Source organism: Mucilaginibacter roseus (assembly GCF_021215455.1).
In the GTDB taxonomy this organism is placed as follows: domain Bacteria; phylum Bacteroidota; class Bacteroidia; order Sphingobacteriales; family Sphingobacteriaceae; genus Mucilaginibacter; species Mucilaginibacter roseus.
On the sequence record NZ_JAJPWV010000008.1, the window covers coordinates 14,112 to 31,887 of the forward strand.

General features: G+C 44.8%; 9 protein-coding genes. All 9 read right to left on the reverse strand.

The features are described from left to right. Positions 1–23 precede the first annotated feature (23 nt). Positions 24–707 carry a hypothetical protein gene (locus LT679_RS18405; RefSeq protein WP_232179153.1) on the reverse strand — a complete coding sequence of 228 codons (684 nt, stop codon included), beginning with the start codon at positions 705–707 and terminating at the stop codon, positions 24–26. A 201-nt stretch (positions 708–908) separates the two neighbouring features. Continuing rightward, positions 909–2,231, reverse strand: coding sequence for a TolC family protein (locus tag LT679_RS18410; protein WP_232179154.1), 1,323 nt, complete (start codon positions 2,229–2,231; stop codon positions 909–911). Between the two features lie 13 nt (positions 2,232–2,244). After that, positions 2,245–2,922, reverse strand: a complete 678-nt coding sequence (locus LT679_RS18415) for an ABC transporter ATP-binding protein (protein WP_232179155.1) — start codon at positions 2,920–2,922, stop codon at positions 2,245–2,247. Positions 2,923–3,136: 214 nt separating this feature from the next. Then, entirely contained in the window at positions 3,137–5,533 is a 2,397-nt protein-coding gene (locus tag LT679_RS18420) for an ABC transporter permease (RefSeq protein ID WP_232179156.1), read from the reverse strand. Between the two features lie 24 nt (positions 5,534–5,557). Next, positions 5,558–7,975, reverse strand: coding sequence for an ABC transporter permease (locus LT679_RS18425; RefSeq protein WP_232179157.1), 2,418 nt, complete (start codon positions 7,973–7,975; stop codon positions 5,558–5,560). A gap of 168 nt (positions 7,976–8,143) precedes the next feature. Next, positions 8,144–10,558: an ABC transporter permease gene (locus LT679_RS18430; protein ID WP_232179158.1), complete on the reverse strand. Its 2,415-nt coding sequence runs from the start codon at positions 10,556–10,558 to the stop codon at positions 8,144–8,146. Between the two features lie 30 nt (positions 10,559–10,588). After that, entirely contained in the window at positions 10,589–12,856 is a 2,268-nt protein-coding gene (locus tag LT679_RS18435; protein WP_232179159.1) for an ABC transporter permease, read from the reverse strand. A gap of 129 nt (positions 12,857–12,985) precedes the next feature. Beyond that, positions 12,986–15,343 (reverse strand): ABC transporter permease, encoded by a 2,358-nt coding sequence (locus LT679_RS18440; RefSeq protein WP_232179160.1) that lies wholly within the window; start codon positions 15,341–15,343, stop codon positions 12,986–12,988. A 37-nt stretch (positions 15,344–15,380) separates the two neighbouring features. Next, positions 15,381–17,747 (reverse strand): ABC transporter permease, encoded by a 2,367-nt coding sequence (locus LT679_RS18445; RefSeq protein ID WP_232179161.1) that lies wholly within the window; start codon positions 17,745–17,747, stop codon positions 15,381–15,383. Positions 17,748–17,776 lie beyond the last annotated feature (29 nt).

Sequence of the window (17,776 nt, forward strand, 5' to 3'; positions counted from 1 at the left end):
ATTCGGGCGTAAGGTTTTTTGTTTTAGTTTTCGGGGAGTTCGGGTATATAATAACGCACCAAACTTATGCTGCCAATTAAGCGATTACCCTGCTGTATATCGGTTTGTATGGTGCCAATGCCCTTAACCATGTAATGATTATAGGTATATAACGACGCGTAACTGCCATCATCCAGCTTGGCCGACACGGTAACGCCCGTGCTTACCACCTTGCTGTAATCCTTACCGAGCACATTGCGGGTAGTGTCATTATTTTTCATGAGGCCAACCTGTATCACTTCCCTGCCCTCAACCATGCCGTTATTTGTTAGCCGGCCGCTCCATCCGGTATTATCTTTAGCGGTATCAACCAGGTAGTAAAAGTTAACCGGCTCGTCGCTTAGCAGGGCGTCTATGGTGCGGGTATAATAGCTATGCCCATCAGAATAATAGTATTCTTTTGACGTTCCGTTGCTTGCCGATACCACGCTTGCTTCGTAATAGGTATTACCATTTACATTGATTGTATTGCCGTTGATGGTTTTTATAATGGTGTCCGTTGATGACGCTGAAGTTGCGGCATAAACCCAGTAACTACCCTTTAAAAGGGGCTGATAGCTATCAACGGATGCTATAACATTCTCGTAACCGGTAAAATCAGCCGGATCTTTTTTACAGGCCGATACTATTAACAATAATGCCGAAAAGATGAGTAACAGTTTTTTCATACAAGCCGCTGGTTTAGCTATTAATATAACAAAAAGTGCACTCGTAATAAAGGCACGCAACCCTTTAAACTGATTTAGCGGAAAAAAAGTTCGGCAAAACGGTCGAATTACGATTTTTACAATTAAAAGGAATAAACCCGGCACAAAAAAGCCTTTACCACAATGGCAAAGGCTATAAAACTATTGTGATGACAAAAGCTATCAGTTAAATGAAAGCCGGTTTTGGTAATAATCTAATATTTTAGTACGGATAAAATAATCATAACGGGCAACTATAAGGTTTGTACGCGAGCGGTCAAGGTTACCTTTGGCTATCACAAATTCAACCGAGGTAACTGCGCCGGCATTAAACCTGATCTCGGTAGTGCGGAAAGCCTCGGCATAAGCCGCCACCTGGTCAGCCTGAATTTTATACCGTTCCAACGCCAAAGTCATATTAGCATAGGCCTGCTCAACATTTTGCTTGAGCTTTACCTTAGTGGTATAATCAACATATTGCGATTCCTGCAGGTTTATTTTAGCCAGTGCTATATCATTCCTGCGCTTAAAGCCATTCAGAAAAGGGATTGATAAATTTAAGCCGAACGAGGTATTGTAGTTATTACGGAACTGCGTGGTATAACTACCTGCCGACCCGCTTGAGTACTGGGTAAACACCCCTGAATAAAGGCTCAGCGTTGGGAATATACGCCCTTTGGCCACTTTAACCGCTTTTTCTGAACTTCGCACCCGCAGCTCGGTTGCCCTAACCTGTGCCAAATCTTTAAGGGCGGTGTTATATACGTCGTCCTGGGCCGTTTTGTAGGCTGCCGGCAGTTCAGCAGCGCTCAGGCGTTCAAACTTTATGTTTTTGTTGTAAGGGATGTTCATCAACTCGAGCAAATTAAGCCTTGAGGCGATCAGGTTATTTTTAGCCGTAATGAGCGATAATTGATCATTTGCCAACTGCCCCTTTAAGTTGTAAAACTCTGCAGGGGTAACATTACCATCACGATTGAGTATCTCCAGCCTGTCTGCCTGTTGCTTTGATACCTGCACCTGGGTTTCGGCCTGCGTTACCTGATCCTCGTTATTAAGCATAGCCAGATAGGTGGTTATAACATTCAGGCTGATACTATTCTTTGCCGCCTGAAAATCCATTTGCCCGGCCTGGTAAGCAAGCGCGGTTTGTTTAATACTGCTAAACATGGCCAAGCCGTCAAACAGTACCAGATTACTGTTCAGGTTATAATTCGCGTTGGTAATTTGCGCGTTAACATAGGTAAGGTCTGCATTCTGGCTACGGCCGTTGTTGATGGAGTGATCAACACTACCATTAATGGTTGGCAACAGATTTAGGCGGGCTTGTTTCCAGTAAATACGCTGGCGCTCCATTTCCAGCTCGCTCTTTTTGACATCGAGGTTATTGCGGATGGCTATATCCAGGCATTGCTGCAAGCTATACACAGAATCTGCCTGCTGCGCCTGGGCCACGCCGGTAACTAAAACCAGTGAGGTAACTATATATAATAAAAAGTATCGCATGTAAAATATCCTATCAAAGGGTGGTTGTTGATTCAATGCGTCCATCCAACAGGTTGATGATGCGCGAGCCGTATTCGGCATTTTTTTCGGAGTGGGTTACCTGGATGATGGTGACGCCGTCTTCCTTATTTATTTTTTTAAACAGCTCCATGATCTCCTCACCCTGTTTTGAGTTAAGATTACCCGTAGGCTCATCGGCCAAAAGCAGTTTAGGTTTGCCTATCAACGCGCGGGCAATGCCCACCAGTTGTTGCTGTCCGCCTGATAGCTGTGCCGGGAACAGATCCTTTTTGCCTACGATGTTAAACCGGTCGAGCATATCGGCCACCAGGGCTTTGCGCTCAGCGCCTTTTATATTTTGGTAAATAAGCGGAGTTTCAATATTCTCTAAAACGGTAAGCTCATCAATCAGGTGGTAGGCCTGGAACACAAAGCCGATATATTGCTTATATAATGCCGAGCGTTGTTTTTCCTTAAGCTGATGCACGGGCTGATCCATGAAGTAGTGGTAGCCACTGGTCGGCTCATCGAGCATACCGATAATGTTCAGCAGGGTTGATTTACCCGAGCCGGAAGGCCCCATGATCGATACAAATTCGCCCTGATCGATATCCAGGCTCAGATCATTCAGTACAAAGGTTTTGTTGCCGCCTGTTTGGTAATACTTTGAAATATGTTGTAGTGATAGCATCGTATTTTTAATTGTGATTATGCCATTAATATATGAATAACATACCAAAACAATAAACAACTAAATATCAACAACTTAAAACAAACCGAACAGCAAATTCCTGTTCGCTTATGTAACATGGAGCGTACGGTTATGATACAGTTCATCTGCCTTGGTCACCTAAAACAAATGCCCCGCTTTAGGCGGGGCATTGCATGACTATTAAAATAAAAAACTATTCGTTACGTAAGCTTTTTACCGGGTTGGCCATGGATGCGCGTATAGATTGTGACCCGACGGTAAACAGTACGATCAATATGGAACCGGCCGCTGCCAGCGCTATGGTCCAGCCGTTCATCTCAATACGATATGGAAAGTCCTGCAACCAGCGGTGCATCAGGTACCAGGCCGCTGGCGAAGCGATTACAAGCGATATTAATACCAGTTTAAGGTAACTTAATGACAACAACCTTACTATAGCCGCCGAACTTGCACCTAATACCTTGCGCACACCAATCTCCTTAACCCGCTGCTCAATAGACAGTGTGGCCAAGCCGAACAGCCCCATGCACGATATCAGGATAGAGATAAAGGATGCAGTACTAATGATTGACTTCCACCGCTTTTCGCTCTTATACTGGTCGGCCAGCATATCGGTTAAAAACGAATAGTTACACGGCTGATCAGGCACAATACGCTTGTAAGTAGCCTGTATGGTTTGTATGGCTTCGGCTTTTTTAGCCGGATCAATTTTTACCACCAGCACATAATAGTTATTATCTTTTATACCCTGATCAAGCAATAGCGGCGCGATGGTGCTTTGCAGCGATGCGGAATGGAAATCTTTAATCACGCCGATTACCTCACGCGGTTTATCGTTCCAGGTAACCGTTTCGCCTATCGGGCTCCCCTTCCATCCGGCGGCTTTCACAAAGGATTCGTTAACGATGCACGATACCGTGTCTGTTGTGCTGCTGAAGTTGCGGCCCGATACCAGCTTCATTTGCATCAGGTTAATAAAGTTATTGTCGACATCAAAAAATTGGGTACTGAACAAGTCTTTATTATTAGCCTTGAACTGCCTGCCCGTAAATCCATCGAACGCGGTATTTTGAGCAGTAACGCCTTTTATGAACGGATATTTGCTCAACTCGGATTTGAAAATGTTAGTACCCGGATTATTATTGAACGGCATATAAACATTTACAATATTATCAGGCTTGTAGCCCAGATCTTTATTCAACATGTAGTTGAATTGTTTTTGCATAATAATAGTACCTATAGCAAGCAGTACCGCGATGCTCAACTGCACCACCACCAATGCCTTACCCAGGTAATTGTTCCCTGCTATCTTAAATTTACCATAAAGTGTTTCTACCGGGTTAAAGCCCGATAAAACCAGTGCCGGGTAAAAGCCCGATAAAACAGCATTTAAAACGATCAGCCCTAAAAACAACAATATAGTTTGCGGATTGAACAGATAGCTTAGCTGCAACTGCTTCTCGGCCACTTCATTAAAAAAGGGCAAACAAATACTAACCAGTGCCAGGGCCAGCGTAAAGGCCAGCAATGTCAGCAGGAGCGATTCGCCCATGAACTGCCCAATGAGCATTCCGCGCGAGCTGCCGCTCACCTTGCGGATGCCGATCTCCTTACTGCGGCGCAGCGAGCGCGAAAGCGTAAGGTTAACAAAGTTAATGCAGGCAATTATCAGGATAAATAACGCGATGCCGCCTAATATATACGAGTAGTCCGACTTGCTGTTGGGCGTTAAACCATTACCGGCGTAGTAATTGCCTTTGTCTAAATGGATGTTGAGATATGGCTGCAGTACATATTTAATGTAGATCTTATTACCATACTGCTTCCTGATATCGGCCATCAATTTACCGGCATAGCTGTTAAACACACGCTCCATCTTCTTTTCCACCGCGGCCCGATCAGCGCCGGGGCGCAGCAGTATGAATGAATTGAGCCAGGTGGTAAACAAGTCGTTCGCTTTCCACTCCTGTTTTTGGAAGGTGCGGGTGATGTTCATCACATAATCAAATCTGATGGTGGAATTAAGCGGCGGTTGTTTAGCCACTCCCGTAACCACGAACGGTTCAAACTTACCATCAACGTTTATTTGCAGGGTTTTACCTACTGCATTGGCGTTGCCAAAGTATTTTTTTGCTAATGATTCGGCCAGTACGATATTGTTTGGACCGGCCAAAGCAGTGCTCGAATTACCTTCTACCAACGGGAAAGTGAATACTTTAAAAAAGCTGTCATCAACATACATGCCCCTTTCGCTAATAACTTCGGTACCTTTTTTTACAAGGCCCGATGAGCTGTTAACGCGGCATATATCCTGTATCTCGGGTATCTCCTGCCTAAACATGGCGGCATGCACCGCGCCGGTTATGCTGCCTTTTTGCTCATCGCCCTCGGGGCCGCGGCCGTGGTGTACTATCTGGTATATACGCCGGCCATTATCATTAAAGCGGTCAAAGCTTACCTCATCCTGCACGTAAAGGATGATGAGCATAACACACCCCAGGCCTATGCTTAAGCCGGTAATATTTATAGCCGAGAATAGCTTGTTGCGCGTGATGTTGCGCCAGGCTGTTTTAAAATAGTTTTTCAGCATGATGATGTAATGTTTAGGGGTTACTTATTCGCTGCGCAGGCTGCGTACGGGGTTGGCCAGTGCCGCCTTGATGGATTGAAAGCTTACCGTTATAAAAGCAATGAACACGGCAATAAAAGCGGCCAAAGCAAATATCCACCATTGAATATCAATACGGTAAACAAAGCTCTGCAGCCACTGGTTCATCAGCCACCAAGCTATCGGGAAGGCTATTACGGCTGCCAGTAATACCAGTTTCAGAAAATCGCGGGACAGTAACAGAACCAACCCGGCTATATTGGCACCCAGCACTTTGCGGATGCCAATCTCCTTAGTACGCTGCACCATGATCATGAATGATATAGCCAGCAAACCGATGCAGGATATAATAATGGCGATAATAGCACCGCTGATGAATATGGTTGACAGGCGCTGCTCAGCCTTATACTGCCGTTCGGTATTTTCATTTATCCATGAGCCTTGGAACTCCGCGTTAGGGAACGTTTGTTTCCATTTCTGCTCAATCATGTTAAAGGTTTGCGACAGGTTTTGCGGCCTTACCTTCACAAATATGTAGTTCATTTCGTAGCCACTCAGCACCAGGGTCAGCGGCTCTATTTCGGTACGCAACGAGCGGAAGTGAAAATTTTTCATTACACCTACAACAAGCTGGGGATGTTTTTCATCCATTGCCACATAGGTACCCACTACATTTTTTCGACCAAGCTGCGCGGCCATTTTTTCATTGACTACGATGGCATTACTATCGGTGGCGAACTCACGAGAAAAATCGCGGCCATCAATCATTTGTATGCCCATGGTTTTAGCATAATCGTATGATACACCTTGTATATTGGTGCGTACATCGTGGCCCTTATAGGTAAAGCCAATAATTGAGGTACGGGTTGATCCATCTTTACCGTTACCCATATTATCGTAAGCGCCTGATATAGCTACCACGCCCGGCTGGCCGTTTAACTGGTTGCGGAACAACTCTAACGCGCGGGCACCGTTGACAGAATTACCTACCGGGATGCTCACCACCTCGTCCTTACTATAACCCAAAGGTTTGTTTTTAAAGTAATTTATTTGCTGCCAAGTAATCAGCGTACAAACAATGAGCAGGGTTGATAGCGAAAACTGCGTTACCAGCAATATATTACGCACCTTGCCGGGCTTTACCGTGTTTACAGAGCCTTTTAAAACCATAACGGTTTTGTAACGCATCATCAGCAAAGCCGGATATAAACCTGCTATTATGGTAATCAGCACAAATAAACCAATGATAACTACTAATTGAATTGGCTGTAGAAGCATACTCATAGATACCTGGCTGCGGAAGGTTGCCTTAAAGCCTGGCAAAGCAAAGTTAGCCATGATGATACCCAGCACAAGCGCGAACAAACACACCAGCAGCGTTTCTACCCAAAACTGTGTAAGCAATTGCCACTTACCTGCACCCAGAGTTTTACGAACGCCAACCTCGCGGGCGCGGGTAAAGGCACGCGCTACCGATAGGTTAACAAAGTTGATACACGCTATAACCAATATAAAAATGCCTATAGCCAACAAGGCCAGAACATATATTTTACTTACCGAGTTACCCTCAAGCCCTACCAGTTCAGTATCAAAATGGTTATCAGCAAAAGGTAAAAGATTTAAGGTATATACGTTACCCTGCGCATCCGGACGGGCACCGTCGCGCTTCATATCGGCAATGGTGGTTTTAAACGTTTTTTTAACAAAGTTTTGCAGGCGGGATTCAAACGCGGCGGGCTCTACATTATCATTTAGCTGCACAAAAACGCTATGATCATGATGATCCCAGCTCTTCATGTTCGCCTGGTAGGTTGGCGTATTTTCAAACCGCAGCAACACGTCAAAACCTATGCTTGAGTTAGGCGGAAAATCTTTAACCACGGCACTCACTACAAACGTTTTAGGCTCGCCCGAGTAGTTCAGCTCAACACTTTTACCAATAGGATCAGTCTTGCCAAATATGGCTGTTGCCGCAAATTCGGTAAGCACCACGTCATTCAGATCCTTCAGCGGCGCATCGGTGTTACCCTTAACAACCGGGAAGGTGAACATCTTCAAAAAATCAGGATCAACAAAGTGGATGCTTTCTTCAAGCTGCTTATCACCATAACGCACAACAGTACCACCGTTGCTCATGCGGGTAATATATTTTATATCCTGGTATTCGGCCTTTACCGCTGGGGTTAGGGGCGCAGGCATTGAGGTAGCTTTCTCCACCTTTTCGGCCCCATTTTTTGTGAAATAAAACTGGTGGATCTTATCGAGATTAGCATGGAATTTATCGTACGAAAACTCATAATACACCGTAAGGAACAGCATAATACAACAAGCCACAGCCACTGATAGGCCGATGATGTTCATGATATTGAATACCCTACCCTTCCAAAGGTTACGCCAGGCAGTTTTTATGTAATTTTTTAGCATATCAATTGTATGATTAGTTTTAAGGTTGTTGAGCTAACCAAGCCCGCTTACTGTAAGTAAAGCGTGTACCAAAATTTCAAAGCCTTGATTTAAAGCGACTTAAAAACAGCAATTATCTAACTGCTGTTCGCATGCGCAACATACACTGTTCGCTTACGATACAGTGTGTTACTCGCTGCGCAAGCTTTTCACCGGGTTTGCAGTAGCCGCCTTAATAGCCTTAGTACTTACCGTTATTACCGCTATAAACATGGTGATAGCGCCGGCCAGGCCGAACATCCACCAGCTTAAATTGATACGAAAGGCAAAATCCTGCAACCATCTCGACATGATATAGCCTGCCAGCGGTGTGGCGATCAACATGGCCAGTAATACCAGCTTAACAAAATCAGCAGATAGCAAGGCGGCTACGTTGGCTACCGAAGCGCCGAGCACCTTGCGTATACCTATCTCTTTCACACGCTGCTGCGCCGTAAATGTAATGAGCCCGAACAGGCCCAAGCAGGCCAGGAACACAATGAGCATGCTAAAGCTGAAAAACAATTGCTTAAGCTTAGCCTCGTTTTGGTACTGGGCGTTTACTACATCATTTATCCACTCATATAAAAAAGGCTTTTCAGGATATGTAGCCTTAAACAGCGTATTGATAGAAGTAAGCGAGTTACCAGGGTGATTATTTTTTAAACGGATCAGTATATAACCCTCGGTCAATTTTTCAGCACGGATGATACATGGCTTCATGCCAAAATGCAGCGATTCATTATGAAAATTACTGATCACACCTACCGGTATCCCTTCTACGTTGGCTACCCTATTGTTAAGCTTCAGGTTAAGCAGCCTGACAGTATAGTCGGTAACAATAACCGGCCTGCTGTGCATTAATTCATCGGCGCGCTTTTCGTCTGACCGCATTACAGAGTCAAAGTCAACTACGTCGGTACGCAGGTTGCGATCGAACAGTCTTCCATTAGTTAACTTTACTTTTAGTACAGCAGGCAGGTCTGCATCACCACGGATATAATTGGCTTGTATTTTACCGCTCTGGCCGGGTACATTAATTTCTGTTGACATATAGCCCGCGCCTGCTCCCGGGTACCAGGAAGCTATACTCACTGTTTCAACACCAGGCAACGCCTCTAACTGCTGCTTAAACACTTCGGCATTTTTACCCCAGTTATTAAAGCTCAGTTTAATCAGGTTATTTTTATCGAAACCCACATCGGCCTTGTCTAAATAGCTCAACTGATAATGCACTACCAACGTGGCGATGATTATCCCTATTGATATTACAAACTGACCCACCACCAGCGATTTTTTCAGCCAGTTGAGCTTAAAACCAGTGGTAGCCTGGCTGCGTAATATCACCATCGGCTCCGGCCGTGACAGGTACCAGGCGGGATATAAACCTGTTAGCAAACTCATCCCTAAAACAGCAATAACAGCCAGCCATACAAACCCAAAACCATATAAATTAAACACTAGCTGGTGCCCTATATAAGTTTCCAGATACGGCATAAACAGTTTGGAAAGTAGCCCTGCCAACACAAAGGCCATACTGAAAAACACCAGCGACTCGGTCAGATACCTTGACATTAATTGCGGTTTACTCGCGCCAAGCACTTTGCGCACACCGGTTTCGTGCATGCGGCTAAACACGCGCGAAGTGGTCAGCGTCATGAAGTTGAAGCAGGCTATTAATAGCAGCAGGGCGGCTACCGCGATAAATATGTACAGATTGCGCATACTGCCCTGCACACTTTGCACCCCGGCAAAATCCGAGCGCAGGTATACATCCTCAAATGGTTGCAGTTGGAAGCTGTACCCAGGCTTATTGGGCGCGGTTACTTTAGCGTACCAAGCGTTTATTTTTTTACTGAAGTTTTTGGTATCAGTACCAGGCTTCAGCATCAAATATTGCGTGCTGAAAGTGCCGTACTCTTCTTTGGCAAGCAGATCATCCTTAGGGCGATAACTTGCGATTAAAATCACATCGGCCCTTAAATGGGTGTTAACCGGCAAGGCCTTTATAACACCAGTTACCAGGTAAGGCTGCGGATCGCCGTACTCAGGCATGTTGTAATATATTTTACCGACCGGATTTTGCCCTCTAAAATACTGTTGCTTTATCTTTTCGGTTATTACGAGGTTTGCGTAGCCTGGTACAAACTTTTTAGGGTTGCCCTCAGTGATCTGAAAATCCAGAAAATTCCACACAGATGACTCAGCTGATAGCGTTTGCACTGCAACACCATCGCTGTTGTTACCTATTTTGAGGCGGTCGCCATATACCGACATGCGGCAATAGTCCTCAACTTCCGGAAAGTCCTTTTTCAACGAAGGACCAAGACCTGTAAACACCTGCGGAAAGCGGTCGCTACCATTTATACGATTGTTTACTGATATGGCCCGGTATATACGGTTGGCTTTCGTCCACTGCTTATCATACGATAGTTCGTCCAGCACAATAGCGGCTACCAGCAGGCATGCTGTAATACCAGCACTTAAACCGATCAGGTTAATAACCGCGTAGGTTTTGTTGCGCCACAGGCCGCGCCATGTTATTAACAAATTTTTAGTGAACATAATATCCGTATTTAAACAGTAAACACTTAGCTATTCGCTGCGCAGGCTTTTTACCGGGTTGGCTAATGCTGCTTTTAGCGACTGAAAGCTAACCGTGAAAATGGCTATGCCGAAAGTGATAATGGCAGCCAGCCCAAACACCCACCAATGCATAGGTGTGCGGTAAGCAAAATTTTGCAGCCATTTATCAGCGCTGTAATACCCCAACGGGATAGCTATAACTGTGGCGACAAGTACGGGTTTCAGCATGTCGCCCGACAGTAGTATCAATATATTTTGTACCGATGAACCGAGCACCTTGCGTACACCAATCTCCTTTGTCCGTTTTCCCGCGGTAAATGATGCCAGGCCAAACAACCCCAGGCAGGCAATAAAAATGGCCAAGCCTGAAAACACGCTCAATATGGTTTGCTGCCGCAGATCGGCTTTGTAAGTAGTATCAAATTTCTGGTCGAGAAAAGTGTACTCCATTGGGTATGCCGGAGCCGCCTTGGTATACGCCTGTTTAATTATATTTAATCCGGCAGTTACGTTGCCCGGTTTTAATTTGATGACTGCAACGCGGCTATCTTCAGCCGGCGAAATCACCAGCGCATCCATATTTTCTTTAAGCGACAGGAAGTTGAAATCCTTCACCACTCCGACTATGTGCCTGCGGTTGCTATCGCGCATGTTATCAATAATCCATTTACCAACGGCCTGCGCCGGGGTAAAGCCCAGCTGTTGAGCGGCGGTTTCGTTAATTAAAACTGAGCCGGTGGTATCGGTAGCGAACTTCGGCGAAAAATCGCGACCGGCTACAATTTTAAGTCCGAGGGTTTTTACATACTCAAAATCGGCAAACTCGGTACGGGCATTATAGGTTTCGTGCTGGCCCTCTACCTCAAAGCTATGCCTATCATAATAGCCACCCGGTTCGCCCGACATCATGGCCACTGACTCCACATTGCTATGCGCCATCAGCTCATTTTTAAAGCTTATGCGGTTGTTATAGATGTCGCCGTTATTAATCGGCACAACAATGGTTTGCTCCTTGCTGTAACCCAGATCCTTACTCTTTACAAAGCTCATTTGCTTTTTTATCATGATAGTGCTGATGATCAGGAACACCGAAATACTGAATTGCACCACCACCAGCGCCTGCCTGAAGAACGCACCGCCCTTGCCCAATTGCAATTTGCCTTTTAGCGCCTGTATAGGTGTAAATGATGACAGGAAGAACGCCGGGTAACTACCCGCCAGAAAGCCTACAAATAATATCACGCCCAATAAAAACAGATATATCGCTGGTGAATTCCATGATATTGCCAGTGAATAACCCAACAAGCCATTATACCAGGGCATTATCAATAATAATAACGCGATGGCAAATACACATGCAATCAGCGTAAGCAATACCGATTCGCCTATGAATTGCCCTATCAAACTGTTACGCATAGCCCCTAACACCTTGCGCAGGCCTACCTCCTTTGAGCGTTCAACGGCACGCAATGTGGCAAGGTTCATGAAGTTGATGCAGGCTATTACTAATATCAGTACGGCTATGGACAGGAAGATATACACCACCTTTTTATCACCATGCTTAACATTATCAAAGCTGGACGATTCTTCAAAATAAATATCCTTCAGCGGGGTTAATGCCAGATCAAAGTGGGCATGCATCTGCGCCAGGTCCTTACCCATATACTTATCCATAAAAGTAGGAAACTGCTTTTCGAGCTGTGCCGGGTTAACGCCTTCGTTAAGTTCTACATAAACAAACTCATTATTGTTGCGCCATTTGGTAAACCACTCCTCATTGGTGTAATTGGTGATTGGCATCACCATGGTAAAGTTGAGATGTGAGTTTGAAGGCACATCGCGCACAACGCCGGTAACTTTAAGTTGCAGGCTCTTGTCCATTTCAATCACCTTGCCTACCGGGTCGGTACTACCGAAGTACTTTTTCGCGGTTGTTTCGGTAAGTACAATGCTATGCGGATCTTTTAAAACGCTGCTAACATTGCCCTTGATCAGCCCGAAACTAAATAATTCAAAAAAGCTGGGGTCAACGGCGTAAACATTTTTCTCGTTGAACGAGTTATTGCCTAAGGTTATCAGCGCCTGTGTAGGCATAACACGTACCGCTTTTTTGATATCCTTCGGGTAATCGTTCAGCAAAGCCGGACCATAGGGGCCCGATAGGTATGGCACACGTGCTTTTGTGGCATCATACCCGCGCATTACCCGGTAAATGTTTTTCCCTTTTTGATGGAAGCTGTCAACACTAAATTCGTTAGTGATGTACAGAAAGATCATCGTGCATACCGTAATGCCATGGTTAGCCCCAGTATGTGTATAAAAGAGAATGATTTGTTTTTATACAGGTTGCGCCAGGCAACTTTTAAAAAGTTCTTTAGCATGATGATCTCCCTTTATTTTTATTTTTTATTCGCTGCGTAAACTTTTAACCGGATTGGCAATTGCCGCTTTTATGGACTGGTAACTGATGGTAGCGATAGCTATTAACATTGACATTACACCCGCACCAATAAACACCCAGATACTGATATCAACGCGGTATGTATAACTTTTCAACCATTCGGACATACCCCACCACGAGAACGGCGCGGCTATCAGGAATGAGATTAGAACCAGTTTCAGAAAATCAATTGAAAGCAAACGGGTGATGCGCCCTACCGATGCACCTAATACCTTGCGTACACCGATCTCCTTAATGCGGTTTTGCGCCATATAGGTAGCCAGGCCAAACAAACCCAGGCATGATATAAATACCGTTAGCCCTGCAAACAATGTTGCCAGTGTACCTACGCGCTGCTCTTCGGCAAACTTTTTAGCGTAGTCCTCATCCACAAAGTTGTATTCAAACGGGTAGTCGGGATTATATTTTTTGAATACCTGCTCAATACTTTTCAGGTTTGCTGCGGTGCTGCGCGCTGGGTTAAGCTTGTAGTGTACAATGTTGAACCATGAACTTGGCCCTTGTACAACCATTGGGTGCACAGGCTCGTAAGGCGATTGTAGGATGAAATCTTTTATCACGCCCACTACATGCCATTTTGTATCACCATTATTAACTATTTGCCCTACCGGGTTTTTAAAACCCATTACTTTAACAGCGGCCTCATTTAGCAGCATAGCTAACGAGTCGGTTGGATATTTCACAATATCAATATCGCGGCCCTCAATAATTTTTAGCCCCATGGTTTTAGTAAACTCGCCATCAACGTTAAACACATTAAAATCGAGCTTCGCATTAGGGTCTTTGCCCGGCCAGCTGTAGCCCCAGCTATCACTCCAGCCTTCTGTAATTGGGGCGCTGGTTTTGGTTACCCCGGTTACGGCACCGCTTGCCATCATATCATTACGGATGGCATTGTAGTGTTTCCCCATATCGCCGGTCATATAGCTATATACCAGGTTATCACGTTTATAGCCGGTATCGCGGCTTTGGCCATGCTGCAGCTGGCTTTTAACAATAATGGTACAGATGATCAGCACAATGGCAACGGTAAATTGTATAACCACCAGTACCTTACGGGGTGCAACAAGCGCGTTGGCCGCTTTAAATGTACCTTTAAGCACTTTAACAGGTTGAAATGACGACAGGTAGAAAGCAGGGTAACTGCCCGCTATGATGCCGGTAAGAATGATAAAGCCGAAGAATATGATCCAGAAATCAACACTCGCGTAAGGCATAAACAGCTCCTTACCGGTAAGCTGATTAAAGCCCGAAAGGCTTAACTGAACAATAATTAATGCCAGCACACCGGCAAACAAGGCTATCAATATCGATTCTGATAAAAACTGGCCTATCAAAAACTCCCTTGGCGCACCGGCAACTTTACGTATGCCTACTTCTTTAGCCCGCTTCTCGCTGCGGGCGGTGCTCAGGTTCATGAAATTGATACAGGCGATAACCAGTATCAAACCGGCTATCGCGGCAAAAAGCCTTACCGTACTTATTTTACCACCAGTGTTTACGCCATTTTCAAATTTTGAATACAAACGCCATTTTTCAATAGGATGGAGAAATACTTCGGTATCCTTTTGATCAGAGTGTGATTTGGTTATGTTTTTTATGCGGGCGTTTGCTGCTTCATATTTTACGCCAGGCTTTAATAAGGCATAGGTTTGCACAGAGTTATTTCCCCATGATTCATCGTCCCAGCCTATTTTCTTCATATAGGTCCACGGCAGTAAATACTCAAATCTGAAGCGCGTATTGTTAGGCAGATCCTGCATAACGGCGGTAACCGTAAAATGCGCGTTGCTATCTATCTTAACCGTTTTGCCCATGGCGGCATCAGTGCTTCCAAATAATTTTTTAGCGGCTTTTTCTGTAAGTACGATGGATGAATTGTCAACTAACGCTTTGTTACGTTCACCCTTAACCAGCGGAAAGCTGAACATATTTAAAAACCCCTGATCGGTAAAATAACCCCGCTCCATAAGTTTCTTATCGCCCACGGTGAATAAAAATGTACACTCGGTGGTATGCGTCGCCTCTTCAACCTGCGGATAATCGGCCTTTAAGGTTTTGGCCATAATTTTGGGTGTGGTATTCCAGCACCAAAGGTTACCATCAAAAACCGCCCGGTTGTACATGGTATACAGTCGATCCTTTTTATCATGAAAGCGATCGTAGCTTAACTCATTTTGCACCCATAGTAAAATAAGCGCGGCACTTGCCATACCAATGGTTAAGCCGGCAATATTTATAAAAGTGAAGCCTTTATTTTTAAGCAGATTTCTCCAGGCGATTTTAAGGTAGTTTTTTAACATGGCTTTAATAATAATTGTGATTTATGGTTGGATATTTTTACTCACTCCGCAGGCTTTTTACCGGGTTACTGGTTGCCGCCTTTAAGGTGTTTAATGATACGACCACTAATGTGAGCAGCAGTATGCACAGGCCTACAAAGCCAAACACCCATATACTCAGGTCAACATGGTAAGCATACTTTTGCAGCCAGTTGTGCATCAGGTACCAGGTTACCGGCACAGCTATGATAAACGCCAGCCCTACCAGCTTTAAAAATTCGGTTGATATCAGCATAATTACCTGCTTTACCGATGCGCCCAGCACCTTGCGTATGCCAATTTCGCGGAAACGTTTTTCGATGGTGAATGAGGCCAGCCCGGCTAAACCAAGGCAGCAAATAAATATGGCCAGCCCGGCAAATATGTTGGTAATGCGGCTAATCAGCTCCTCGGTATAAAACTTTGCGCCGTATTCCTGATCTGCAAACTGGTATTCAAACAAGTCGTCAGGACTGTATTTATTATAAACAGACTTGATGGAAGCAAGCGCCTTTTTAGGTTGTACGCCATCATTAAGCCTGATGTTGATCATGTTCAGGTTGTTGTTGTTACCGCTGCGGTAATAGGTCATCATCGGCCTTACGCTTTCGTAAGGCGAGGTCATTACAATATCATCGGTAATACCTATAACGGTATAAACATTAGGGCCGTAGTTCATTTTCATGCCTACCGGATTTTTAAGACCCATTGCCGCTACTGCCGATTTGTTTAACAGCATGTTTGATGAGTCGGCCGGCGTGCCATCAAAATCACGCCCTTGGAGTATTTTAACCCCAAGCGTTTTACTGAAATTAACATCAGTATACATGCCTGAAAAAATGATCTGCTCGCCCGCCGGTTTGCCTGCATAATCGGGCCCGCCAGATAACCACCAGATATTTGTAACCGGCGAAAAAGTACGGTTAACGGCCTTAATGATACCGGTTTGCATCAGCTCGTTTTTAATTACATCAAAGTTGCGGTTTGTTGAGCCGGTGCTCGGCAACATGATCAGGTTATTGGCGTTGTAACCGGCATTGCGGTTTTTAACGTGCTGTATTTGCTGGTAGATGATGATGGTTGATGATATTAACAGTATCGACATCACAAATTGCCCCACCACCAATACCCTGCGCGGCGTTACCGCCCCTTTGCCTACCGGTATACTACCCTTTAAAACCTTGACCGGGTTAAATGATGACAGGTATAGTGCCGGGTAGCTGCCTGCGGTAATACCGGTAAATAAAATAATAATTAAAGCGCCCAGCCAAAGTTGCGGCTCGCCTATGTTTAACAAAAGCTGCTTATCCACCAACTGGTTAAACATTGGCATCAGCGCTACCACCAGAATTACCGAAAGCACAAATGCGATCAATGATAATATCATCGACTCAGCAAAAAACTGTATTACAAGTTGTTTTTTATCAGACCCCAACGTTTTACGGATGCCTACTTCCTTAGCGCGTTTCTCGCTGCGGGCGGTGCTCAGGTTCATGAAGTTTACACAGGCAATTAACAATATTACCAGCGCGATGATGGAGAACAGGCGCACATACTCTATCATACCACCTACGTTTTTGCCGTCCTTAAAGTCGTGGTACAGGTGCCATTTGCTCATAGGGTACGCAAAGTAGGTGCTTAACTTTTCGTTAGGGTTATGTTTTTTCATCACCCCGTTTATAATGCGGCTTACCTCAGCTTCGGTAGTGCCCTCTTTAACTTTAACATATACCCGCCACGATGAATTTACCCACTCATTCATATCCTGCTTAGCCTGCGGCGAAGAATAGTTGATCGGTATCAAAGCATCAAAACGTACGGTTGAATTGCCAGGAGGATCTGCTACAACCGCACTTACTTTTACCGACTGATCGTTATTCATTTTTAATGTTTTGTTGATCGGGTCAGCATCGCCAAAAAAAGCCTTTGCGGATGATTGTGTGATAACGATGGATGAAGGGTCTTTCAGTGCCTGTGCGGCGTTACCTTTTACAAACTTCCACGTAAATACTTTTAAAAAATCCTCGTTCACATACAATACATCGCGCTTCAGCTTAGAATTGCCCAGGTTAAAAAGGTTGCTTTGGGTTTGGGTAGTAACCGCTGCCTGCTCAATATTCGGGTAACCGGTTTTAAGCTCGGTTGCCAGCGGGAAAACCATGTTCTCGTCGGTAAAAACATTGTTTTTAAAATCGCGCGTAGCTACAGCCTGAAATATGTTGTTATAGCCGGTATTGAATTTATCAAACGATACCTCATCCTTCACCCATAAAAAAATAAACATGGCACAGGTAATACCTATGGTAAGGCCTAACAAATTGGTAAAAGCGAAGCCTTTGTTACGTACAAGATTTCGCCAGGCTATTTTAAGGTAATTTTTGAACATGTTTATTGTGATTAAAGGTGATTGTTTTG